Origin of the sequence: Enterococcus diestrammenae (assembly GCF_049384045.1) — a bacterium.
GTDB lineage: Bacteria > Bacillota > Bacilli > Lactobacillales > Enterococcaceae > Enterococcus_C > Enterococcus_C diestrammenae.
On sequence record NZ_JBMRGR010000009.1, the window covers coordinates 1 to 23,546 of the forward strand.

Consider the following 23,546-nt stretch of genomic DNA (forward strand, 5'->3'; position numbering starts at 1 on the left):
GATATCGTCGCTTTGTTTGAAGCAGCCTATGAAGGGTAAGCTTTAAAAAAATAGAGTCTAAGCAAGTTTCTATCCGCTTGCTTAGGCTCTATTTTTTTGGGAGTGTAATCATTCAGAGCAAGTCATCCTTGTTGTTGATAATAAAAAATCGCCAGTTGTGTCCGATCGCGTAATTCTAGTTTTTCCAACAATTGACTGATGTAATTGCGGACGGTACCTTCGCTTAAAAAGAGGGCCTCGGCAATTTCTCGGTTGTTTTTTCCATTGGCAATTTGCACTAAAACTTCTTGTTCACGGGGTGTCAGGCCTTCATACACCGCTTGTTCAGCCCGTGTGTCTGATGGTTGCAATAAATCCGTCAAGCGTTCCACGATTTCAGTGCCGAAGACAGATTGACCATTAGTAACGGCTTTGATGGCGGGGACGATGGTTTCCAGTTTTTGTTTGATGAGATAGCCTTTGACTCCGAGACGCAGGGCTTCTTGGATATATTCATCATCGGAAAAGGTAGTCAAAAGGAGGATTTTCGCAGCCGGATATTTGGCTAAAATTTCAGCAGCGGCCACCAAACCAGTACTTGCTCCCATTCGAATATCCATCAATAAGACGTCTGGTTGGTTTGCTTGATAGGCCACCACAGCTTCTTCGGCGGAACTTCCTGTCGTGATGACTTGGATTTCGCCAGTAATTTCCAGAATCGTTTTTAAGGATTGAGTGACTAGGGGATCATCATCGACAACAATGACACGAATCATGAATTAACCTCATTTCTAAAATTAGCTAGTAGCGACTTTGGGTAAAGTGACAGTGATTTGGAAACCAGCTTCAGTGGCTCCAGAATGAAATTGACCACCGATGGCTTCTACTCGTTGGCGCATACTGATCAATCCTAGTCCGTTCTCATGCGATTCACCAGCAACGGCAGTGCCATCGTCTTTGATTTGGTAGCGATAAAAAGCTGGTAACTCGGTAAATTCGAGCGTGACTGTTTGGGCATTGCTATGTTTGACCACATTGACTAGCGCTTCTTTGGTCACTAGCAGTAAAACTTGATTGCTTTTTTTTGACAGTTGATGAAAGGGAACTCCTGTGATAGTTACGGCCTGATAGGGAAAATCGGTGAGTAGAAGTTGCAGCGCTTCGGATAAACTCAGAGAATCTTGATGGAGATCATGTACACTTTGGCGAATATTATCCATGCCTTGATGAATGGTTGTTTCTAATTGCTGGAGGGGCTGTGTTAAGTGGGTTTGTTGGTTGATGGCTCGAATAGCGGCTAATTGTAAAATGCTACTGGATAGTAAATGCCCGACATTGTCATGGATATCCCGCGCGATGCGATTACGTTCCTGAGAAATCTCTAGTTCCAATAGGGCGGCCCGTTGTTCTAGTAGTTGTTGATTTTGGTTTTGCATGTGCTGATGGCGATCATAGCTGTCATCTTTTAATTGTAAAAAAGCACTTTCTAATTGCTGGAGCTGATTGGTTTGTCGAGCGAAAAACCAGAGTAAACCGCTCCATAAAACTAGTAAAGGACTAAAGAAATGAAGCTGTGGCCAGCTAAGTAAGGGGAATAATACCGTTACTCCCCATAAATTAGGCAATGAGTGTTCTTGATAGAATAGCCAAAATAAAGCTGGCAAGAAAAACCAAAGAGGCCACCAAAAAAGTGCAATCAATCCAAAAAGACAAATAGTCAAAAGGCTACTGCTTTTTTTCGACAGATAAATCGGGCCCAAAGCCAATAAACTAAGCAAAAAAGGCAAGGCGATTAGTGGTTCTGGGTAAAGGGTCATTAATAAGAGCACACCACAAAGTTGTAGCAGAATATAGATTAAAAAGAGGGTCTGTGCATTTTTCATGAAAGGCCTCATCAGGAATAGTTTACAACAGTGATGGACTTTGCAAGAATTTATGCGCCAAACCTGTTAAAAAATGACATTTGTCACGGGGACTTTGGCGATAAGTCACTGTTGTGCTCCTACTCTTTTTATTATAGTAGAGTCAAGCAGAAAAGAAAAATTCAAAATAAGCGTCCTACGTTACAACTAATCGGATTTTTTGATGAGGATTGCTAGAACCAATCTTGGAGGAGGAAGACCTGTGATGATTGAAATCAATAATTTAGTTAAACGCTATGGGGATTTAACTGCTTTAAACCACTTGCAACTTTCCGTTAAAAAAGGCGATGTTCTTGGACTTTTAGGACCAAATGGTTGTGGTAAAACTACCGCCATTAACTGCATGTTATCTCTATTGCGTTTCGACCGTGGTGAAATCAAGCTTTTTGGTGAAAGGATGGCACCAGATCGCTATGATCTAAAACGACGTATCGGTGTAGTAACCCAAGAAATTGCGGTTTTTGAAGAGTTAACCGTTTTGGACAACATTGATTACTATTGTGGCCTGTATATTGATGATAAAAATCAACGTCAAATATGTGTTGCTGATGTTATCAAACTGGTAGGATTAGAAGATTTCCGCAAATTTCGACCTAGGCAACTTTCTGGTGGCTTGAAACGCCGCCTAAATATCGCTTGTGGTATTGCCCATAAACCGGAGCTGATATTTTTGGATGAACCTACTGTGGCAGTAGATCCTCAGAGTCGCAGCCGAATTTTGGAAAGTATTAAAGAGTTAAATCGTCAAGGAGCCACTATCGTTTATACCACTCATTATATGGAAGAAGTCGAACTCTTATGCAATCAAATCGTCATTATGGATCAGGGAAAAGTCATCGCAGAAGGGACTAAAGAAGAACTGAAGTCAATGGTCCGGGATGAGGATAAATTGGTAGTCGCTGCTAGTGGCTTGACCCCACAGCAACAGCAAGTCATTCAGCAACTTCCCGGTGTGGTGAAAATCGATTATCATGCTGGACAACTGACACTCCATTCTAGCAGTCTAGAGTTAAGTTTGTTACCTCTATTGGAATATTTCAAAGAGCAAGCCATTGCCTATGCCCATTTACACACCGAAGAAGCGACTTTAAACGATGTTTTCTTGGCAATTACTGGCAAAGGACTCCGGGATTAAGCGATAGAAAGGATGAAAAAGAATGGTTTTGCACATGTATCGTTATCGTTTAAAAGTGTTGCTGAGAGACCGCGGCTTCCTGTTTTGGACGTTTATTTTTCCGATTTTATTGGGCCTTTTATTTAAGATGGCTTTTGGCAATCTAGACACCTTAGACCAAATGGAAGTCCAGGAAGTCGGAATCGTGGCAGTGGATAAAGAGCGGGCTAACAATTTTCAGAAAGTTTTAGCAGAAGTCAAAACAGGAGACAACCCGCTCTTTTCAGCAACGGAACTTACCGAAAAAGCAGCCAGTGAACAACTTGGGCAAGGGCAAATAATAGGTATTTATCAGGTGACTGGGGCGGAAATTAGTCTAACAATCGCTCAACAAGGAATTCCTCAAACAATTTTAAAAAGTATTCAGGATCAATACTTGCAGACAGAAAGCCTCATCCAAACTTTAGTGAAAAATGGCCAGCTATCACCGGATAAGATTGCTGACTTAGAACTATCTGGTGAAAACTTTGTTAGGATTAAAAATCCGGATGCCAAAATTTCCCAGATGAGTTTTTATTTCTTTACATTGGTGGGAATGAGTATTATGTACGGTTTTATGTGGGGGATGCGAAACGCCAATGATCAGCAAGCCAATCAATCCCCCAATGGTATTCGGCTAGACATGATCCCCCATAGCAAGGTGCTGATTGCCAGCGTCAATCTGTTGGCGGCCTTCACAGTATTTTATAGTTGTATTTTACTGATACTGGGAATCTTTCACTTTGTCTATGGTATCGGGTTTGGCTCGCATTGGTTGCAGATTTTATTGGTCTGCGCTATTGGAAGTCTGACTACCATTATGTTGGGCACCCTGTTAGGTACATTGTTGAAGAATTTGAGTTGGAACCAAAAAATCGGTATAGGTATTAGTGTCTCTATGTTGATGAGTTTTTTGGCGGGGATGATGGGCTCACAATTTATCAAATATTGGATTGATCAATATTTTCCTTTTGCCGGTCGTTTGAACATCGTCAATTTGATATCTGAAAGTTTATATCAGTTATTTTATTACGAGTCCTTGACACCCTTTTATCAAAACTTACTCTGGTTGACGGGATACCTGTTCTTATTTGGGGCAATGACTGTATTTTTCGAAAGGCGGAGTCAATATGACAGTTTATAAAGCAATTTTCGAAATTCTTAAAGAAAACAAACTATCCCTGATTATTGGCGTCGTGGTGATGATTTTCGTCAGCTTTTTCATGTCCCAAGAAATCATTCAAAATCCGGATCAACTTGCTGAAGCAAAGATTGCGGTAATTATGGGAGAAAAAACGCCAACTGCCCAGGCTTTTCAAAAATACCTTGCACAGCAGCAAGAAGTGGTAGAGCTAGAAGATTATAGTCAAAAGGCTCTCGACGATGCCCTTTGGTTTGGGAGAGTCGATCAAATCTTGTGGGTGCCCACCGGATTTGAAGAAAAATTACTACTAGGAACAAAACCAGAAATTATCAGCCAAGATCGTCCTGGCAGCTATGGTTCCCAATTAGTCAACTTGACGGTTAATAAATTTATGAATACGTTTAGCAGCTATCGCGAGGGCACAGGAAAAACTAATGCTAAGGAAATATTAGAAGATGTTATTCCCATTCTTACTGTCAAAGGCAAGGTGCATCATGATGGGGACTTTGGTGTTTGGCAAAGACGTATGGTTTCTGCCACGTTGTTTAACTTTTTGGCTTATGGTCTTTTCGTCTCGATCTTTAGTGGGTTTGGTCGGATCAATATGGCTTTTAATCGTGAAGAAATTTTTCGTCGCAATCGTATCTCACCATTATCTCCCAGAAAACTTTCTCGTAAAATCAATGTGGCGACTATTGGTTATAGCTTAATTTTGACAGTAATTTTTGTGGCATTTGTTTTACTAGTGGCAAAACCTCAAGAGGGAGGATTGATTAGTCTCTTCTTATTGAATACGCTTTGTTTTACCACTTGTATGCTGAGTTTTTCAGCTTTAGTGACGGCGTTCATTAAAAATCCTGAAGCAATCAGTGGCATTAGCAATATTTTTATTATGGGATGTTGCTTTATCAGTGGTGTCTTTGTAGATTCAGATTTGCTACCAGCTGGAGTGAGGCTCTTGGCGGCGTTTACCCCCACTTATTGGTTTGTGGAGAACAATAACTTGGTGGCGGAACACATGGATTATAATCATGTTTTTTATCAAGATTATGAGATAAATTTACTAGTCTTGTTAGCCTTCACTGCAGTTTTCCTACTATTGAATCATCTGCTAAATAGCGAGCGTCGCAAAGGTCCAGTATTAGAGTAAGAAATGCAAGCGGGTAAACAAAAAAATCAAACTCCTGTTATTTGGGAGTTTGATTTTTTTGATATACGGTTCATCCAGTTTTCGCTGATCTTAAGAAGATGTTTTTTCTGATTCAGGTTAAATTCTTAATAGACTTCCTAACTATAATAAGCTTTTAAAGAAATATCTTGGGCATAGTTGCCAAAGCTTTTACCAAATAAGGTACAACCGCCAACATTTTTTGCATCTTCCTTGACTTCAAAGCGAAGTTTCCAACGTTCGGTATGAGTAGGGATATCCGAAATCGTTATAGGCGATAAAGGTTCACCATCCATATTGGTTAAATGTTTTGTTATACGAATTGTCTTCAATAATCCGTATTGGTTTAAATTGTCTGGATACCAGGCAGGAGTTAGTTTCCCCCGGATATCACCATAATCACCAGGGCTAGTCCAAGTCCCTAACTCGATGTCGTTAAGGTAAAAAGTGATATCAGAAGGCCAATTATTATTATAAAAAGGAAACTCAGAACTTATTTCCATGGAAATTTCAATCATTTCAACCTTATTTTCTTTTTCGATGTAGTTAGGACTCTGATACTCTACAAACCCTTGTGTAAACCAGATAATACCTGCATCCATCCGGCGAGTATCCATAAAAAGTTTTGGATCGTCACGATTACCGATAAATTCTTGAGGACTAGCCAATCCACAAGGAGCAGTCACTTCGTAATTTGTGTAGTGACCGACTGGAATATAACTATCCTTGGTATCGAAGGCGTTGAAAATTTTTTCTGGAAAGTGAATATCAATTTCATCCACTCTAAGACTAGAAATTTTCTTTTTTCCAACACGTTCCGTAGAAATAATTGAGGCTTCTTCTAGTTTCTTTATATGCATAGTAACAATTGCACTACTAATCTCTAACCGTTCAGCAATTTCTTTATTACTGAGTTTTTCTTTTGAAAGCAATTTGATAATATCGATGCGTATTTTACTTGATAGTGCTTCGAAAACTGGTAGAGAATCATAGGAAATTTCTAAATCCATCCTTTTTACCTCCAAAGTCCTTTTGTTTAAAGTTAACATAAAACTATAATGTTGTAAACGCTTAACTTTAAACTCCTTTTTTCAATTAACTAATATATGAATTGATTGGATATAAACAGTTTTTAATTAACTAAAATATATTGACAGCGTTTTCTGAATGGTGTATTGTTAATTTGTTGATTGATTTAGAATTAACTAGGAAACTTTGACACTTTTATGTAAATAGGGAAGTTATTTGTGATTTTCTTGATTTCAAAAGTTTAACTATCAAATTGTTGCATTTGAAAGTGTAGATAGTATTTTACTTTGAAGTGTCATATCAATTTGTCTTTACAGTAAGGTTTACACAGACTTACTGAATATAAATTAGGAGGAAAGAATATGAAGCTGAAGAAATTAGTAACTGGGTTAGCTGCTTTGACACTAGCGGCGGTATCTTTATCTGCTTGTGGGGGCGGAAATGATGGTGCGTCAGGTGGAGATGGAGGCAAAGACGGAAAAACAACGTTAACTTTTTGGAATGGATTTACTGCATCAGATGGTGAAATTTTACAAGATATTGTTAACCGTTTTAATAAAGAAAATGATAAAGGTATCACCATCGAGATGGATGTGATGACTTGGGCAAACGTGAATGAGAAACTTCCAACTGCAATCGCATCCAAAAAGGCACCAGATTTTGTTGCATTAAACTATGGTGATTTTGCACAATATGTTGCTAATGGTGCAGTTCAACCACTAGATGACTTCTGGGATTTTGATGGTGTTGATAAGAGTAACTTTGTAGATACAGCTGTTGATTTAGGAATTGTGGATGAAAAACAATACTACATCCCAATGCAAGTTCAAGGTATGTATCAATACTGGAATAAAGATCTCTTTAAAGAAGCCGGTCTAGATGAAAATAATCCTCCTCAAACATGGGAAGAATTAGCAGAAATGGCACCAAAATTAGCTAATGATTCAAAAAATGTTTCTGGTTTCATCTTTAATAAGGATGGTACGGCACCATTATATAATTGGATTTTAGCTAATGGTGGAAAACTAGTAAGCGATGATTACACCAAATCAGAATTTGATTCACCACAAAACTTAGAAACTTTGAAAACTATTCAGAAAATGATTCATGTAGATAAAGCTGGTCCAGAATCAATCTCTGGAGCTGAAATGGACAACGTGATGAATGCTGGTCAATTGGCTATTGAGTTAAACGGTCCTTGGTTGAACAATGGATTAAAAGCCAATGAAATCAACTATGGCGTAACTACAATTCCACAAGCTTCTGCTGATGGAGAAAAAACAGCAATTCTAGATGGTGTTGGATATGCAATTCCTGCAAGTACTGATGCTAGTAAAAAGGATGCTGTCTATGAATTCTTGAAATACTGGAATACAACTGAAATTGGAAAAGAGTGGAGTTTGAAGAATGGTTTTCCAGCTTATTTGAAATCAGTTGAAGAAGATGAAGAAATCAAAAATGATCCGATTGTTTCAGAATTAACAAAACAAATGGAATTTGCAGAACCTTTCTTACCAGGCTTTGATAAATTGCCTTCAATTAATAACGATATCATCAACCCATTAATTGAAAAATTATTAGCTGGTGAAGATGCAGAAAAATTAATGAAGGATGCAGATAGCGAAATAAATGCTCTATTAGCAGAATAAGCATTGCCTTAAATCTGAGACTAGTTCATATCGCTTAATTGACATCTGTTCGTCTATGTCTTCTTAGAGCTAGCGGGATGTGATTTCAGTCTAGTTCTAAGAAGATTTTTACATTTTGCACTTTTAACAATCGAGAGTCTCAGAGCTTGTTTATATAGGGAGGATAATCATGGAAGCAAAAAGTATTAATAAAAGAAATCCATTAGCTTTTTGGAATAAAACCAATCATGCAGCTTATCTATTTCTTCTACCATCACTATTAGTTTTATTTCTATTTACAGTAGTACCTCTAGTAGGAACGTTTATCATTAGTCTTACAAATATGAATATTTTCTTTACTAGTAAGGATTTTGTCGGTATTGAGAATTTTCTTCGAGTTTTTAAAGATGAGCGAGCGATTAACTCATTGTGGCATACTTTGTATTTCACAATTATGGAAACTCCTTTACAAATCATTGTCGGTCTATTGATGGCAGTGGCTCTTTCAAAAACAAATTTATTTAATCGCTTTTGTCGTTCGGTATTTTATATTCCGGTTATCTGTTCCTTAACCTCAATTGCTATCATTTTCTCAATGTTATTAGATCCAAATATTGGGGCCATTCCTTATTTATTTACTCGTTTAGGGATGGAAGCTCCTCAGTTTTTCCGGGATCCGACTCTAGCAATGCCGACTGTTGCAGTTATGACAGTATGGAAAAATTTTGGTGTAACTATGACTATTTTAATGACTGCAATTCAAGGAATCTCTCCTTCACTTTATGAATCAGCTGAAATGGATGGTGCTTCCCAACGTCAAAAATTCTTCAATATTACGTTACCCCAAATTGTACCTTCTCTTGGTTTTTGTATATTAACCAATTTAGTAGGTTCCATGCAAGTCTTTGACCAAGTGTATGTTTCAACTGGTGGGGGTCCTCAATTCAAAACAGAAACGGCTGTACAGTATATCTATTCACGCGGTTTTACTGCTCCGTATGAGTTAGGGTATGCCTCAGCTCTATCTAGCTGTTTATTTGTAATTATCGCGATAATCGCAATCTCTACCAACTTGTATATTAGTCGCAAAGAAAAACAAATGCGATAGGAGGACTAATCATGGAGAATACATTAGTTAAGAAAAAGACTCTTGCTCCTGGAAAAAGTAAGACACAAATGATCATGAAACGAATTATTTTAGTATTGGTATTGCTTATCGTGGCATTTCCATTTCTTTGGTTATTAATTTCATCTTTTAAGTTTGAGAAGGATATTATTTCATATCCACCTCAGATTTTCGCTGATAAATATACTTTGAATAATTACTTAAAGGTATGGAGTACGATTCCATTATTAGATTACATTAAGAATACAGTTATCTTTGCTGGTGGTGTGGTTATTACTTCTGTATTTTTTGATTCATTAGCTGGCTATGCTTTTGCTCGAATGGAGTTTAAAGGTAAAAACTTACTTTTTTACTTTGTTTTATTGACTATGATGATTCCTTTTCAAGTCTTTATGATTCCTTTGTTCTTAGAAGTAAATGTTTTAGGGTTATTGGATAGTTATCCTGGGATGATTATTCCACGAATGACTACCGCCTTTGGGATCTATATGATGCGCTCCTTCTTCGTTACTTTGCCAAAAGATTTGGAAGAAGCCGCTCGTATTGATGGTCTGAATGAGTTCCAAATCTTCTTGAAGATTATGTTGCCACTAAGTAAACCAAGTATGATTTCTTTAGCAATCTTTACCTTGATGAATAGCTGGAATGACTTGTTGTACCCATTAATTATGACCACAAGTGCCAAGATGCGGACATTGCCTTCAGGGTTAGCATTGTTTAGTGGTCAAAATATTTCCTTCTATGGGCCTGTAATGGCAGGGACAGTTATTTCCATGTTGCCACTATTGATAATTTATATCTTTGCTCAAAAATATTTTGTTCAAGGGACAGCAATGTCTGGTATGAAGGAGTAAATTTTAATGAGTAAATTAATCGAGAGTCGATTTTATAGTGTGTTGATTACAATTAGTGATTATTTATTGCTAGGTATTCTCTGGATTATTGGTTGTCTACCGTTAGTCAGCTTCACGGCATCCTGCCGTGGGGCGCTAGCTACAGTGTTGATTTGGCATAAAGATGGTGCTACTGGTAATATTTTTCGTCACTATCTTACTAATTTTAAAAAACATTTTGGATCATCGCTTTTGGTTACTTTACTGATTGCAGCGCTCCTACTTGTTAATCATTTGAATCTGACAGTTATGACTAATGGTCAAGCAGACATGCGAGTATTAGCTATATTCTTATTAGTTTCTACTTTCGTGTGTTTTGGGGCCTTTTGCGGTTATTTACGTCAGGATATCTGCAATCCCCAGTCATTAATTAAGAGTTTACAAGCAGGTGTCTTTGATTTTTTGAGTAGCCTACCACGTTTTATACTTTTAGCATTGGTTACGATTGTTTATGCCGGATTGATTTTCATTTTTCCGCTATTTTTATTTATATTTGCGGGAGCTTTTTGGAAACTAGCTGGATTATTACTAAGAAAAAGTTGAGGTTAAGTCATGGAAACAACGATTACAACACGTAAAGGATTTTATACTGGTGAAGTTAGCAAACGACTATTTGGTTCGTTTATTGAACATATGGGAAGTGTCATTTATACCGGTGTCTATGAGCCAAATCATCCTACTGCTGATGAGAATGGTTTTCGTCAGGATGTTTTAGATTTGGTGAAAGACTTATCCTTGGGGGTGGTGCGTTATCCAGGAGGGAATTTTACCTCGGGGTATGACTGGAAAGATACCATTGGACCTCTTGAGGATCGAAAAAGAAAAATCGATATTGCTTGGAGAGCTATTGAACCTAATACATTTGGCATTCATGAGTTCATGAAATGGGTAGAAAAAGTTGGCGCTGAGCCGATTTTTACAGTGAACTTAGGGACAAAAGGAATAAAAGATGCCCAGGAAATTGTGGAGTATTGTAATTTTCCTAAAGGTACGTATTGGAGTGATTTGCGACGAGAAAACGGGGCTGAAGAACCTTTTGGAATTAAATTGTGGTGTCTAGGAAATGAGTTAGATGGTCCCTGGCAGATTGGTACTAAAACACCAAAAGAATATGGCTTATTGGCTAATGAAGCTGCTAAAGCGATGAAGTTAGTAGATGATACGATTGAGACAGTCTTGGTAGGGAGCTCGACACCACGTTTAGCTTCTTATCCTGAGTGGGATCGGATTGCTCTAGAATGTGCTTATGATAATGTAGACTATCTTGCATTGCACAATTATATTGATAAATACGATGAAGATGATTTAACGAAGCCACCGAAAAATGAGCGAGATGATACACCAACTTATTTGGCAAAATCAAAACGATTTGATCGTCAAATTGATGAAATTGTGGCGACATGTGATTATGTTAAAGCTCTAAAACGTAGTGATAAGACTATGTTTTTAGCTTTTGATGAATGGAACGTACATGCGCAACCTGAAAAAGAAAATCATCCGTTTGAGGTGGGAAGTCCGATTGACTGGTGTCAATTTACGATGGAAGATACCTTGCTTTTTGGGTCGTTAGGTTTGGCTATATTAAGGCATGCAGATCGAGTCAAGATTGGTTGTCAATCATTATTAGTTAATACTATCCCACTAATCTTAACAGATGCTATGGGAGATAGTTGGGTAAATCCAACTTATTACGTAATGAAGGATCTTGCGTTACTTGCTAAAGGTCGTGTAATGGAATCCATTGTAGATGGACCAAAATATGATGTTGAAAAGATTAGTGGTGTTGATTTTGTGGATTCTTGTATTGTAGAAAATGAGACAGGCTTGGTTGTCTTCTTGGTAAATCGTACGGACTCTGAACAGATCGTTTCTCTAGATTATGATGATTTCGATGACGATTTGCTTTACCATCATACTGCCTTATTTAGCGACAATCTTTTGGACAAGAATACACGAGACGAACAAAACAAAATTCAGCCACGGGAAATATCCGATTCAATTACAGATACTGAAAACAAGTTATCTATTCAGGTAAAACCATATTCTTGGAATACGATTACTATTTCAAAAAAATCAGGTGACTGTCATGGAAAATAAAATTAATAATCCAATTGTCTTAGAAAGAGCAGATCCGTGGGTATATCGACATACAGATGGAAACTATTATTTCACTGGTTCAGTGCCAGGCTATCAGACCATCGAGTTACGTCGTGCTTCTACTTTAAATGAGTTGCAGAATGGTGAGTGCAAGACAGTGTGGACTGCTCATGATGAGGGACCTCAAAGTCTTTTGATTTGGGCTCCAGAAATACACTTTATAGATGGTAAATGGTATATTTTTTACGCTGCCAGCAATCATCTGGAGAAACGGGATAATCATTTTGGGCACCGAATGTTTGTTATTGAAAATTCTAATGCTGATCCTTTTGAAGGGGAATGGGTAGAAAAAGGCCAAGTCAAAACAGCGTTTGAAAGTTTTAGCCTGGATGCTACGGTTTTTGAAGCGCAAAACAAACTTTATTATGTTTGGGCTCAACAAGATCCTCATATTCTAGGAAATTCCAATTTATACTTGTCAGAAATGGAAAATCCTTGGACCTTGAAAGGGCCACAAATTTTACTTTCAATTCCGGAATATGACTGGGAAAAAATTGGATTTGAAGTAAATGAGGGACCAGCTGTTATTACTCATGGCGATAAAATTTTTATTACCTATTCTGGTAGTGCGACAGATGAAAATTATGCAATGGGACTTTTATGGGCAAATATTGATGCTGATTTATTAGATCCCTATGAATGGCATAAATTAAAAGAACCAGTTTTTATTTCTTCGGAAAAAAACCGTCAATTTGGTCCAGGCCACAATTCCTTTACGACGCTTAGTGATGGGCAAGACGTTTTGGTATATCATGCGAGACCTAAAAAAAATGATTATTCAGATCCATTGAATAATCCAGATAGACATGCAAGAGCACAGGTGTTTTCTTGGGATGAAGAGGGATTCCCGATGTTTGGTGAACCTGTGGCTGATAATTAAGTAATATAAGAATTTAAGGCAATTGCGAACCTATAAAACAGGTATCGCAATTGCCTTTTTTACTTAACTATAATAAGACTTCAACTTGATATCTTGCTCATAGTTGCCGAAACCTTGTCCAAATAGCGTGCAGCCACCGACATTCGCAGCATCTTCTTTGACTTCGATGCGCAAGCGCCACATATCGGCATCAGCGGCAAAATCATTGATGGTAACCGCTGAGAGGGGATCGCCTTCCATGTAGGTGCCATGATTCAAAATCCGAATGGTCTTCAATAAACCATACTGATTGAGATTATCTGGATACCAATCAGGATTTAAGCGTCCGCGAATATCGGCGAAATCACCAGGGCTAGTCCAAGTGCCTAGCTCGATTCCATTTAAAGTAAAGGTAATATCAGAAGGCCAGTTATCATTGGCAAAAGGAAATTCTGAAGAAATCTCCAAAGAAATCTCCATCATCTCTAGCTTGCTATCCTTAGATAAATAGTTTGGCGTCTGATATTCCACAAAGCCTTTGGTAAACCAGAGAATCTGAGCGTCCATCCGTTGGGGATCCATGAAATATTTAGGTTCATCCACTGGTCCCACAAAATCTGCCACCGTCGCCAAACCGCAAGTAGGTTCCACATGATAGTCGGTGTACAAACCGATGGGGATATCATTTTCCTGGACATCGAAGGCATTGAAGATTTTCTCAGGAAAGTTGATATCGATGTGATCCACTTTTAAGCTAGAAATTTTACTTTGGCCAACTTTTTCCGTTTTGATGATGTTAGCTTCTTCTAGTTTGCGAATATGCATCGTGACAATCGCGCTAGATAACCCCAGTGCTTGCGCGAGTTCTTTAATGCTCATTTTGTTTTTTGATAGGAGTTGGATGATGCGAATGCGGACATTGCTTGCCAGTGCTTCATAGACTTTCAAAGAGTCGTCCGTAATATCTAACTGCATATCGTCACCTCAATCTTAATTGATGATTGAATGTTAACATATATATTAATAACTGTAAACGTTTTTGTTTAATTTAATTATAGTTAATGAAATTATTAATATCTAAGGGGTATTATTTTAAATAATTAATGAAATTGCTGTTGACAGCGATTTCAGATTGGGGTATTATTCACTTGTAAATATATTGATTCACGGAATTTTATGGGGGTTTGATTTACATTTCTGTTATACGCTGTTTTATTGAAAATCACGATAAATGAGTGGAATCAATATTTACGGAAGTGAACATACTATTATAAGGGAAGAGAAAGGATGGACAAAATGAAAGCAAAGAAAATGATTGGGGCTAGCTTGTTAGCGTTGGGCGCAGTATTTATGTTAGCGGGTTGTGGTAGTAAAAAAGATGCCAAAACCATCACCTTTTGGAATCCACTGACTGGTGACGATGGCGCTTACATGGATAACATGGTTAAAGAGTACAACAAGACAGATCCAGAATACCCAGTAAAAGCAGTGGTTACATCAGATATGTACACTAAGATTTACACTGTAATGAACTCTAAGAAAGATGTTCCAGATCTGACTTTGATTCACGCTGACCGGGTACCAGGTTTCGTACAATCAGATATGTTGGAACCGATGGATGATGTCATCAAAGACAAAACAGAAATCAATGCGGATAATTACTTGCCACAAGCATGGTCAGCCGGGACCGTCGATGGGAAGCAATACACTGTACCATTGGACATTCACTCCAGTGCAATGTATTACAACATTGACTTGATGAAAGAATACGGTGTGGAAAGCTTCTTGGATGACAATGTGGTGACCTTTGATGAAATGATGTCTCTTCAAGGAAAAATGAAAGATGGCGATTACGTTGTGAACAATGCCTTACTTTCATGGTGTATCTTAGCTCAAATCGTCAACTTGGGTGGGGATATCTCTGATGCAGATGGCAACCCAACTGTCAATACTCCTGAAATGAAGGAAGCTTTGGAAGCCTTAAAAGAAGTAGCGGACGCTGGTTTGATGACACCAAATGGTGAAGACGGTTACTTGATGTTCCAATCTGGTAATGTTTTGTTCTCAACTGATGGTACTTGGACATCTACTGCCCATGATGCCGTTGAAGGTTTGAACTATGGTGTGACAAATATCTACGCTTTCTCACCAGACAAATTCACCAACCGCGGTTCTTCTCACATGTTCTCCATGTTGAAAAACGAAGAACGGACTGACGAAAAAGAAGCTGGGATTGCTGATTTCATCGAATATATTCGTGAAAACTCAATGGAATGGGCTAAAGCTGGTCAAATCGTAGCCTCTAAAGAAGTTATCGAAAGTGATGAATTCAAGAACTACAAGCAATCTTTCTTCACATCTAGTCCAAAAGAAGAAGAATCCTTGCATATCTTCACTTACATTCACTATCCATACGTTGAAGAAGCTATCAACACTTACTGCTTAGATATCGTCTATGGTGACATGGACTTAGATGAAGGCTTGCAAACCATGCAAAAATTCGTTGAAGATAAAATTGCAGAAGGTAATACAGGTTCCTCAGCAGAATAACCAATCCGCTAAGTCATCTCCTCCCCAACCGTTTCACGGGGAGGAAGGTGACTTAAACGATTCACGCCGCTACGCTACGTCGGTGATACACCTACATGGGAGGTTTAAGAAGTGAACAAAAAACTCAATCTCAAGCCGATTGCTTTTATCGGACCGCATATTTTATTGTTCGCCACATTTATTTTGATTCCAACCATTTATGGGATTTATGCATCCTTTACCAAATGGAATCTCGTTTCAGATCCTGAATGGGTGGGTCTGGATAACTACAAAACGATCTTATTTGACTCTTCTTCGACTTTTAATTTTCAATTTACCAATGGTTTGAAAAACACACTAATTTACGTTGTTATCATGGTACCGTTACTTATTTTGATTCCATTGCTGATTGCTGTTGCACTGGAAAATCGCCACGTCAAATTTAAATCACTTTTCCAAGGGATTTTATACGTGCCAGGATTGGTATCAATCTCTGCTGCAGCTTTGATTTGGTCATTGATTTTCCATTCAAAATTGGGGATGATGAACAACTTGTTCGGGATGAACTTTTCCTGGGCAGCCAAACAACCCTATGCCTGGCTACTAGTAATTATCGTCAGTGTCTGGGGTGGTATCGGTGGGAATATGGTTATCTATCGAGCCGCAATTGCTGGGGTTTCTCAAGATTTGTATGAATCTGCTGAAATCGATGGGGCGACCGCTTTTGAGAAGTTTATTCATATTACGTTGCCATCAATCAAATTCCCGTTAGTTTATACTTTGGTGATGACGACTGCTGGTTGTTTCAACGTCTTTGCTCAACCGTTGATGATGACCAAAGGGGGACCAAAACAGGGCACCCATGTACTAATGATGTACATTCGGTCATTGGCGTTTGGTCACGGTGAATCGATTGCCGGAATCGCTTCGGCAATGGCAGTCTTGCTTGGTCTGATTATCTTAGTAATTTCAGCCATTCAATACTACTTAATGAACAAAAATACGGATTAGGAGGAGGCAATCATGAAAAATACCGGAAAAGCAACCAAATGGATTTCATATATCTTTTTAATCGTTTTGTGTCTGATCTGGATCATGCCCCTCTTCTTCGGGTTTATGACCTCATTTCGTTCACAGACAGAAGTGGTTTCAACAGGTTTCCGCCTGTTACCAGTTGATTGGATTTTAGACAACTACGTAGCCATTCTTGAAAATAGTTCAACAGCACCCATCTTGCAATGGTTATGGAACTCACTTTTCATTGCTGTTAGTCATACGTTACTAGTCGTTTTAGTTGTTTCATTGACTGCTTATGGCTATTCCCGGATGCGCTTTAAGCATCGGGATCAATTGTTCTTCCTATTACTAGGGATTTCCATGTTCCCTGGTGTGGTGAACTTGATTCCTTCATACAAAATTATTGAAACCTTTGGCTGGGTAAACTCACCTTTGGCTATGATTATTCCAGGTTTAGCTGGGATGGGAAATATCTTCTTGGTACGTCAGTTTATGAAGAATATTCCTAAAGAATTTGACGAATCTGCTCGAGTTGATGGAGCTGGGGAATTTACGATTTACTCACGGATTATTGTACCGATGATTAAGCCAGTCTTAATCGTAACGGGTCTCTTCTCCTTCACTGGTTCATGGAATGATTTCTTGTGGCCAGTAATTGTTTACAATGATGTGGAAAAAATGCCAATTACGGCTGGGTTGTTATTGTTGCAAGATATTTATGGTAACTATCGAATGATTGGTCAATTGATGGGTTCAGCCTTCTTGGCAATCATTCCAACTGTCTTGTTGTTCTTATTTGCACAAAAATACTTCGTACAGTCCATGAACCTGAACTCAGGTGTGAAAGGATAGAAGATTGATGAAAAGAAAAGCTGAAAAACTATTGATGATGGCAGGCGGGATTTGGAATATTGTGGCAGCTGCCTTGACGATTTTCGGATATTCAGGCTGGTTTCGTGAGGAAGGGACAAAAGTTTTGAGCCACGTAGACAAAGCGGATTATGCCAACACGAGCCTATTGGATAATTTGGTGCAAGTAGCTATGATTTATGGATTATTTGTCTTAATCATGGGCATCGTCACCTTATTTGTTGCTCGCTTGATGGAGGGTCAGATTGTGGATCGCAAAATCATGATTTGGTTAGGGGTCTGTACTGTGATCTCCTTTGTCTCCTTCGATGTTATCGGCATTTTCTTTTATCTAGCAGCCTTGGTAATCTACCTGGCTCGTAACAAAGCACTCAAATCAGTTTGAAAAATGGAGAAAGGTGATATGCCAATGGAAAGCATAATTAATCCGATTGTCTATGAGCGGGCTGACCCCTGGGTTTACCGCCATAGCGACGGTTACTACTACTTTACTGGATCCGTTCCGGGCTATCAGTCAATTGAACTAAGACGAGGAAAAAGCCTCAATGACTTGCGAGATGGAGACACGAAAACTATCTGGCAAGCTCACGAATCTGGCAATCAAAGTCAGTTGATTTGGGCTCCGGAAATTCATTTTATCGACGGCAAATGGTATATCTATTTTGCTGCTAGCAATGACGAAGAAGTTCGGGATCGCACCCGGCATCATCGCATGTTTGTCTTGGAAAATACTAGCGAGGATCCTTTCACAGGTACTTGGGAAGAAAAAGGACAAGTGGTGACAGCTTTTGAAAGCTTTAGCCTAGATGCCACAACCTTCCAACATCAAGGAAAACTTTACTATGTATGGGCCCAATTGGATCCCATCGTACCAGGAAATTCAAATCTGTATCTTTCAGAAATGAGCAATCCCTGGACCTTGACGGGTAAACAAATATTATTGTCAATTCCAGAATATGACTGGGAAAAAATCGGCTTTATGGTGAATGAGGGGCCGGCTGTTATCAAGCGTAATGGTAAAATTTTCATTACCTACTCTGGTAGCGCCACTGATGAAAACTATGCCATGGGTCTGTTGTGGGCCGATGAAAACGAAAATTTGCTAGATCCTTATGCATGGCATAAATCTGCTGAACCAGTTTTTGCATCATCTGAAAAGAATCATCAATATGGACCAGGACACAACTCTTTCACGGTTTTACCCACTGGTGAAGATGTGTTGGTCTATCACGCACGACCTAAGAAAAATGATTTTGCTGATCCATTGAACAATCCGGATCGTCATGCTCGGGCTCAAGTCTTTACTTGGAACGAAGCAGGGTTCCCTGTGTTTGGTGAACCTATTGCAGACGAACTTGGAAAAGAGTAGGCGTAATCAGCGCAAATAATGAGATGGGGGCAGTGAAAGATTACTGCCCACTTCTTTTAAATTTTTGTAGGAGGCGTTATGAATAAGACACTTACCACCGGCGCGATATTGCTGATTAGTTGCGGTCTTTTGACAGCTTGTTCACAGCAACAATTGCCGGAACAAAAGGCTTGGGAAACGATGGAAATGAAACGGGTCTCCGTCCACGATCCTTCGATTACTTCAGTGAAAGACAAAGACGGAAAAGAGACCTTCTATATTTTCGGAAGTCATTTGGCAGAGGCTAAAAGCGACAATCTGATTACATGGGAGGTCCCTTTTAATGTGGAATACGAAAATCCTGAGGACAACATTATACTAGGAAATCTCCAGGAAAACTTGAAGGAATCTTTTGAATGGGCTGGCTATGATGATGGGGATGCGGCTAATGGCTATGCAGTCTGGGCGCCAGACGTCATTTGGAACGAAAACTACAAATGGAATGATGGTTCCAAGGGCGCATATATGTACTTTTACAGTGCGACTTCTACTTGGCGCCGTTCATGTATCGGCTTTGCGGTAGCTAAAACTATTGAAGGCCCTTATGCGTATGGTGATACTGTAGTGTATTCCGGCTTTACTGAGGAAGATTCCACAGACGGCAGTGATCGCAATACCAATTATGAAGCGACAAATCTGAAACAATTGATTAAAGATGGCAAAGTCGCTGGTTTTAGTGAAAATTGGGGCAAAAATGAGTACGAATATAATACAGATTATGCGCCAAACGCCATTGATCCAACGCTTTTCTATGATGCAGATGGCAAGCTGTGGATGACTTATGGTTCATGGTCTGGTGGGATTTACTTGTTAGAGCTAGATCAAGCGACTGGTGAGCCGAAATATCCAGGGGAAGATGGCACGACTGAAGATGGCCGTGTAATCGATCGTTACTTTGGGACCAAACTTTCAGGCGGTTTCCATCAATCCGGGGAAGGTCCGTATATTCAATATGATGAAGAAAGTGGCTACTATTATTACTTCATCACATATGGTGGTCTCCAATCTAATGGAGGCTACAACATGCGCCTATTTAGATCTGAACATCCAGATGGCCCATATGTGGATATGAATGGCAAGACTGGAATTATTGAAAAAGGTGACAGTAACTCCGCTTATGGTCTGAAACTGATGGGGAATTATCGCTTGGACGGGCAAACAAAGGCGTATAAGTCCGGGGGGCACAATTCCTTTATCATCACGGAATCAGGACAACGGTTGTTAGTTTACCATACCCGCTTTGCTGGTGGTGAAGCCCATGAAGTTCGAGTAGACCCGATGGAAGTCAACCAAGATGGTTGGTTAGTGACGATGCCATTTGAATACACGAGTGGCTATGAATTGAAAAAAGTGATCGAAACAGATTTAGCAGAGGCGAGCTATGAGTTTGTGATGCATGGTACTGATAACGAAGGGCAAGTCAAAGAAACGCAAACTATCACCTTTACTGCTGATCACAAAATTACCGGAGATGTCACTGGGACGTGGCAATTAGCAGATGAACAGTATATTGAAATCACGATTGACGATGTAATCTACAAAGGTGTCGTCAACCAACAGAAAAAAACAGAAGATGCCACTGAAGATATGATTGTCTTTTCAGCAGTTGGTGAAAATCAAACCATCTGGGGCGTCAAGAAAGCAGGGACAAAATGATTAAATTAGTACAAAACCAAGCAAACCCAACAATCAGCAAATACATCTACGGCCACTTCGCCGAACATCTCGGCCGTTGTATCTATGAAGGGCTCTATGTCGGTAAAGATTCTGAGATTCCAAACGTCAACGGGATGCGCACCGATGTCGTTGAAGCATTGAAAAACATCAAAATCCCCGTTTTGCGTTGGCCAGGGGGCTGCTTTGCTGACGAATACCATTGGAAAGATGGCATTGGCGCCAAAGAAAATCGCAAAATGATGGTCAATACTCACTGGGGTGGCGTGACCGAAGACAACAGCTTCGGGACCCATGAATTTTTCGAATTGGTGCGGCAATTAGGCTGTGAAGCTTATGTCAACGGTAATGTCGGCTCCGGCACGGTTCAAGAAATGCAAGAATGGGTGGAATACATCACCATGGGCGGCATTTCACCAATGGCAGAAGAACGTCGTAAAAACGGCCAAGCAGAACCATGGAAGATGAAATTCTTCGGTGTTGGTAATGAAAACTGGGGCTGCGGTGGCAATATGCGGGCGGAATATTACGCGGATGAATACCGTCGTTACCAGACGTATGTCCGTCAATATGGCGATGAAAAAATCTACAAAATCGCTGGTGGTGCCAATGTGGATGATTATCATTGGACCGAAACCTTGATGAAAAACGCCCACTGGATGATGGATGGCTTGAGTTTGCATTACTACGTGCATCCTCGGGGCTGGGAAGAAAAAGGCAGTGCGTTAGAGTTTGATGAAGCAGAATGGTATGTGACATGTGAAAAAGCAGAATACATGGATGAACTTGTTACTCGTCATGGCACCATCATGGACAAATACGATCCAGAAAAACGGATTGGCATGATCGTGGACGAATGGGGGACTTGGTTTACTGCAGAACCTGGCACCAACCCTGGTTTCTTGTATCAACAAAACACGATTCGAGATGCAATGGTGGCAGCTATTACCTTGAATATTTTCCACAAACACGCAGATCGGGTGCACATGGCCAATATCGCTCAAACGGTCAATGTATTACAAGCGATGATTTTGACAGATGGTGCCAAAATGGTGAAAACACCAAGTTACCATGTCTTTGATTTGTACAAAGATCACCAAGATGCTCAACTGATCACTGGTTTTGGTGAGGTGCCAGAACACGTAAGTATGACTGCTTCTGAAAAAGATGGTGTAATCACTTTGAGCGTGACGAACTATGATGTCCACGAAACAGCAGCACTGGATTTTGCTTTTGAAACCCCAGTGTCAGTCAAAGCAGCACGGGGCTTAGTGGGTACGGAAATGAATGCCTACAATGATTTTGATCATCCAGAAACGGTGACGATTCAAGACTTTACTGCGTATCGAGAAGAGGGCAGTAACTTGCAAATCAGCTTACCTGCTATGAGTGTGGTTACTTTTACGCTGGCTAAATAATTGAATAGACAAGGACTCGCTGAATTGGTTGTTTAAGAGGCACTTTTGCGGGTCCTTTGTTTTCTGATTTCAAAACTAACATAGATGGATGACAAAAATATCAAGAAAACTTGGTGATGCATGAAAAGACTAGTAAAAGGTTTACTGACTTGTAGTGTAATTTTGTTTTTAGCTGGCTGTCAGACCACACCAGTAACACCAATGACTGAACCAGTATTTGAAGAAGCTTCGGTCCATGATCCTTCCATTATTCAAGATAGTGACAATTATTATGTGATCGGTTCTCATATGATGTTTGCTCAGAGTCCGGATTTAATGAAATGGGAACAGCTTCAAGGATCAGTAGCTGAAGATCAGCTCTTTGAAGATATTCGCAGCGAGTTGGCGGAGGAATTCGACTATGCTAAGACGGATACTTTGTGGGCTGGAGATATCGTTAAACTCAAAGACGGCCGGTATTATATGTATTATTGTTTTTGTCAGGGTACGTCACCTCTTTCCGTTTTAGGCGTAGCAGTGGCTGACGAGGTGACAGGGCCGTACAAAAAAGTTGAATCCTTTTTGTACTCCGGTACATCGCCTCAATTTGATAAAAACTACAATGCAACTAAAGATCCCAACGTTATCGACCCGGATGTCTTCTATGATGAAGAGGGTAAGTTGTGGATGGTTTACGGTTCTTATTCTGGTGGGATATACATTATGGAAATGGCCGAAAACGGGTTGCCAAAAGATCGTAATTCTTACGGAACAAAATTAATAGGTGGCAATCATAGCCGGATCGAAGCACCTTATATTCAATACAATAAAGATACTGGGTATTATTACCTCTTCTTATCTTTTGGCGGATTGGATGCTGTAGGAGGCTACAATATGCGAGTAGCTCGCTCCAAATCTCCGGATGGACCATATGAAGATAGCGAAGGCAATTTGATGTCAGAGGTAAAAGGAAAACCAAATACCGCCTTTGACGATGCTAGCATTGCGCCTTATGGAGTGAAGCTGATGGGGAATTTTTCCTATGTGGCTGATGAAAGTTTTAGTAACGATGGCTACGTTTCTCCAGGACATAACTCCGTTTATTATGATGAAGCAAAAGATCATTACTATCTAATTTTTCACACTCGGTTTACTAATTCTGGCGAGCAACATTTGATACGGGTTCATCAAATGTGGTTTACCGAAGACGGCTGGCCAGTAGTTAGTCCGTTACGCTATGGTGGTGAGTCAATAGACGATTACACCAAGGCTCAAGAAGCTGGCACTTATGATGCAATCACTACGACAAAAGAAATCAGCGAAACAATCAGTGAACCGGTGACAGTTAAATTGAAAAAAAGTGGTCGGATTTCTGGTGATGAAGCCGGTAGCTGGGAATCTGCTGAAAGTAATTCTGACAAAGATAGTAGCGTGACTGTAGCCGAAGTGACCTATAAGGGACGCTTTATCTCTGCTTGGGATCCACGTCAAGATGCACAAGTGATGTGCTTTACGGGGACATCAGCGGAGGGGTTACCTCTTTTCCTAGTGGGAAGAAACTAAGCTAGAAATCACCTATCTATTCAGGTAGTG

At 39.6% G+C, this 23,546-nt stretch carries 21 protein-coding genes; 17 read left to right on the top strand and 4 right to left on the bottom strand.

The features are described from left to right. Positions 1 to 122: 122 nt before the first annotated feature. Together ACO03U_RS07575 and ACO03U_RS07580 are read right to left on the bottom strand one after the other, a co-directional pair. A complete protein-coding gene (locus ACO03U_RS07575; protein ID WP_204686505.1) occupies positions 123 to 755 on the bottom strand; it encodes a response regulator transcription factor in 633 nt (210 codons plus the stop codon). A 21-nt stretch (positions 756 to 776) separates the two neighbouring features. Then, positions 777 to 1,862 carry a sensor histidine kinase gene (locus ACO03U_RS07580; protein ID WP_204686503.1) on the bottom strand — a complete coding sequence of 362 codons (1,086 nt, stop codon included), beginning with the start codon at positions 1,860 to 1,862 and terminating at the stop codon, positions 777 to 779. Positions 1,863 to 2,103: 241 nt separating this feature from the next. Here ACO03U_RS07580 and ACO03U_RS07585 point away from each other — a divergent pair, with 241 nt between their 5' ends. The 3 genes from ACO03U_RS07585 to ACO03U_RS07595 are packed head-to-tail and all read left to right on the top strand — an operon-like array spanning position 2,104 to position 5,348. Then, positions 2,104 to 3,036 (top strand): ABC transporter ATP-binding protein, encoded by a 933-nt coding sequence (locus tag ACO03U_RS07585; protein ID WP_204686501.1) that lies wholly within the window; start codon positions 2,104 to 2,106, stop codon positions 3,034 to 3,036. 22 nt (positions 3,037 to 3,058) lie between these two features. Next, positions 3,059 to 4,198, top strand: coding sequence for an ABC transporter permease (locus ACO03U_RS07590; protein ID WP_204686499.1), 1,140 nt, complete (start codon positions 3,059 to 3,061; stop codon positions 4,196 to 4,198). Then, positions 4,185 to 5,348 carry an ABC transporter permease gene (locus tag ACO03U_RS07595; protein ID WP_204686497.1) on the top strand — a complete coding sequence of 388 codons (1,164 nt, stop codon included), beginning with the start codon at positions 4,185 to 4,187 and terminating at the stop codon, positions 5,346 to 5,348. The genes ACO03U_RS07590 and ACO03U_RS07595 overlap by 14 nt, the downstream gene beginning before the upstream one ends. A gap of 137 nt (positions 5,349 to 5,485) precedes the next feature. Here the strand turns inward: ACO03U_RS07595 and ACO03U_RS07600 are convergent, their stop codons facing one another. After that, entirely contained in the window at positions 5,486 to 6,376 is an 891-nt protein-coding gene (locus tag ACO03U_RS07600; protein ID WP_204686495.1) for an ArsR/SmtB family transcription factor, read from the bottom strand. Positions 6,377 to 6,757: 381 nt separating this feature from the next. Here ACO03U_RS07600 and ACO03U_RS07605 point away from each other — a divergent pair, with 381 nt between their 5' ends. The 6 genes from ACO03U_RS07605 to ACO03U_RS07630 all read left to right on the top strand — a co-directional run bounded on the left by ACO03U_RS07605 (position 6,758) and on the right by ACO03U_RS07630 (position 13,079). Further along, entirely contained in the window at positions 6,758 to 8,044 is a 1,287-nt protein-coding gene (locus ACO03U_RS07605) for an ABC transporter substrate-binding protein (protein ID WP_204686493.1), read from the top strand. Positions 8,045 to 8,213: 169 nt separating this feature from the next. Beyond that, on the top strand, positions 8,214 to 9,131 hold the full coding sequence (locus ACO03U_RS07610; protein WP_204686491.1) for a carbohydrate ABC transporter permease: 918 nt from the start codon (positions 8,214 to 8,216) through the stop codon (positions 9,129 to 9,131). Positions 9,132 to 9,199: 68 nt separating this feature from the next. Continuing rightward, on the top strand, positions 9,200 to 10,003 hold the full coding sequence (locus ACO03U_RS07615) for a carbohydrate ABC transporter permease (RefSeq protein WP_423104569.1): 804 nt from the start codon (positions 9,200 to 9,202) through the stop codon (positions 10,001 to 10,003). A 6-nt stretch (positions 10,004 to 10,009) separates the two neighbouring features. Continuing rightward, positions 10,010 to 10,585: a DUF624 domain-containing protein gene (locus ACO03U_RS07620; protein WP_204686487.1), complete on the top strand. Its 576-nt coding sequence runs from the start codon at positions 10,010 to 10,012 to the stop codon at positions 10,583 to 10,585. Between the two features lie 9 nt (positions 10,586 to 10,594). Beyond that, on the top strand, positions 10,595 to 12,139 hold the full coding sequence (locus tag ACO03U_RS07625) for an alpha-N-arabinofuranosidase (RefSeq protein WP_423104531.1): 1,545 nt from the start codon (positions 10,595 to 10,597) through the stop codon (positions 12,137 to 12,139). After that, a complete protein-coding gene (locus tag ACO03U_RS07630) occupies positions 12,129 to 13,079 on the top strand; it encodes a glycoside hydrolase family 43 protein (RefSeq protein ID WP_204686485.1) in 951 nt (316 codons plus the stop codon). Before ACO03U_RS07625 ends, ACO03U_RS07630 begins: the two co-directional genes overlap by 11 nt. Before the next feature lie 63 nt (positions 13,080 to 13,142). Here ACO03U_RS07630 and ACO03U_RS07635 read toward each other — a convergent pair whose 3' ends face one another. Further along, the gene (locus ACO03U_RS07635) at positions 13,143 to 14,033 is read right to left on the bottom strand and encodes an ArsR/SmtB family transcription factor (protein ID WP_204686483.1); all 891 of its coding nucleotides are present in this window, start codon (positions 14,031 to 14,033) and stop codon (positions 13,143 to 13,145) included. A 321-nt stretch (positions 14,034 to 14,354) separates the two neighbouring features. Here ACO03U_RS07635 and ACO03U_RS07640 point away from each other — a divergent pair, with 321 nt between their 5' ends. From ACO03U_RS07640 to ACO03U_RS07675, 8 genes are all read left to right on the top strand, one after another. Next, complete coding sequence (locus ACO03U_RS07640) at positions 14,355 to 15,608, top strand: extracellular solute-binding protein (RefSeq protein WP_204686481.1); 1,254 nt, start codon at positions 14,355 to 14,357, stop codon at positions 15,606 to 15,608. Between the two features lie 111 nt (positions 15,609 to 15,719). Further along, positions 15,720 to 16,598 carry a carbohydrate ABC transporter permease gene (locus ACO03U_RS07645; RefSeq protein ID WP_161870526.1) on the top strand — a complete coding sequence of 293 codons (879 nt, stop codon included), beginning with the start codon at positions 15,720 to 15,722 and terminating at the stop codon, positions 16,596 to 16,598. A gap of 12 nt (positions 16,599 to 16,610) precedes the next feature. Further along, on the top strand, positions 16,611 to 17,456 hold the full coding sequence (locus ACO03U_RS07650) for a carbohydrate ABC transporter permease (RefSeq protein ID WP_161870527.1): 846 nt from the start codon (positions 16,611 to 16,613) through the stop codon (positions 17,454 to 17,456). Between the two features lie 7 nt (positions 17,457 to 17,463). Further along, positions 17,464 to 17,859: a DUF4064 domain-containing protein gene (locus ACO03U_RS07655; protein WP_161870528.1), complete on the top strand. Its 396-nt coding sequence runs from the start codon at positions 17,464 to 17,466 to the stop codon at positions 17,857 to 17,859. Between the two features lie 24 nt (positions 17,860 to 17,883). Further along, entirely contained in the window at positions 17,884 to 18,843 is a 960-nt protein-coding gene (locus ACO03U_RS07660; RefSeq protein WP_204686479.1) for a glycoside hydrolase family 43 protein, read from the top strand. A gap of 78 nt (positions 18,844 to 18,921) precedes the next feature. Then, positions 18,922 to 20,538 (top strand): glycoside hydrolase family 43 protein, encoded by a 1,617-nt coding sequence (locus ACO03U_RS07665; protein WP_204686477.1) that lies wholly within the window; start codon positions 18,922 to 18,924, stop codon positions 20,536 to 20,538. After that, positions 20,535 to 21,974: an alpha-N-arabinofuranosidase gene (locus ACO03U_RS07670; RefSeq protein ID WP_204686475.1), complete on the top strand. Its 1,440-nt coding sequence runs from the start codon at positions 20,535 to 20,537 to the stop codon at positions 21,972 to 21,974. The genes ACO03U_RS07665 and ACO03U_RS07670 overlap by 4 nt, the downstream gene beginning before the upstream one ends. Positions 21,975 to 22,094: 120 nt before the next feature. Continuing rightward, on the top strand, positions 22,095 to 23,516 hold the full coding sequence (locus tag ACO03U_RS07675; RefSeq protein ID WP_204686473.1) for a glycoside hydrolase family 43 protein: 1,422 nt from the start codon (positions 22,095 to 22,097) through the stop codon (positions 23,514 to 23,516). Positions 23,517 to 23,546 lie beyond the last annotated feature (30 nt).

Excerpts from the sequence above, each read along its gene's own strand:
- ACO03U_RS07575 (WP_204686505.1), bottom strand. The coding sequence starts at position 755 with ATGATTCGTGTCATTGTTGTCGATGATGATCCCCTAGTCACTCAATCC.
- ACO03U_RS07580 (WP_204686503.1), bottom strand. The coding sequence starts at position 1,862 with ATGAAAAATGCACAGACCCTCTTTTTAATCTATATTCTGCTACAACTT.
- ACO03U_RS07590 (WP_204686499.1), top strand. The coding sequence starts at position 3,059 with ATGGTTTTGCACATGTATCGTTATCGTTTAAAAGTGTTGCTGAGAGAC.
- ACO03U_RS07595 (WP_204686497.1), top strand. The coding sequence starts at position 4,185 with ATGACAGTTTATAAAGCAATTTTCGAAATTCTTAAAGAAAACAAACTA.
- ACO03U_RS07600 (WP_204686495.1), bottom strand. The coding sequence starts at position 6,376 with ATGGATTTAGAAATTTCCTATGATTCTCTACCAGTTTTCGAAGCACTA.
- ACO03U_RS07605 (WP_204686493.1), top strand. The coding sequence starts at position 6,758 with ATGAAGCTGAAGAAATTAGTAACTGGGTTAGCTGCTTTGACACTAGCG.
- ACO03U_RS07610 (WP_204686491.1), top strand. The coding sequence starts at position 8,214 with ATGGAAGCAAAAAGTATTAATAAAAGAAATCCATTAGCTTTTTGGAAT.
- ACO03U_RS07615 (WP_423104569.1), top strand. The coding sequence starts at position 9,200 with ATGATCATGAAACGAATTATTTTAGTATTGGTATTGCTTATCGTGGCA.
- ACO03U_RS07620 (WP_204686487.1), top strand. The coding sequence starts at position 10,010 with ATGAGTAAATTAATCGAGAGTCGATTTTATAGTGTGTTGATTACAATT.
- ACO03U_RS07625 (WP_423104531.1), top strand. The coding sequence starts at position 10,595 with ATGGAAACAACGATTACAACACGTAAAGGATTTTATACTGGTGAAGTT.
- ACO03U_RS07630 (WP_204686485.1), top strand. The coding sequence starts at position 12,129 with ATGGAAAATAAAATTAATAATCCAATTGTCTTAGAAAGAGCAGATCCG.
- ACO03U_RS07635 (WP_204686483.1), bottom strand. The coding sequence starts at position 14,033 with ATGCAGTTAGATATTACGGACGACTCTTTGAAAGTCTATGAAGCACTG.
- ACO03U_RS07640 (WP_204686481.1), top strand. The coding sequence starts at position 14,355 with ATGAAAGCAAAGAAAATGATTGGGGCTAGCTTGTTAGCGTTGGGCGCA.
- ACO03U_RS07650 (WP_161870527.1), top strand. The coding sequence starts at position 16,611 with ATGAAAAATACCGGAAAAGCAACCAAATGGATTTCATATATCTTTTTA.
- ACO03U_RS07655 (WP_161870528.1), top strand. The coding sequence starts at position 17,464 with ATGAAAAGAAAAGCTGAAAAACTATTGATGATGGCAGGCGGGATTTGG.
- ACO03U_RS07660 (WP_204686479.1), top strand. The coding sequence starts at position 17,884 with ATGGAAAGCATAATTAATCCGATTGTCTATGAGCGGGCTGACCCCTGG.
- ACO03U_RS07665 (WP_204686477.1), top strand. The coding sequence starts at position 18,922 with ATGAATAAGACACTTACCACCGGCGCGATATTGCTGATTAGTTGCGGT.
- ACO03U_RS07670 (WP_204686475.1), top strand. The coding sequence starts at position 20,535 with ATGATTAAATTAGTACAAAACCAAGCAAACCCAACAATCAGCAAATAC.
- ACO03U_RS07675 (WP_204686473.1), top strand. The coding sequence starts at position 22,095 with ATGAAAAGACTAGTAAAAGGTTTACTGACTTGTAGTGTAATTTTGTTT.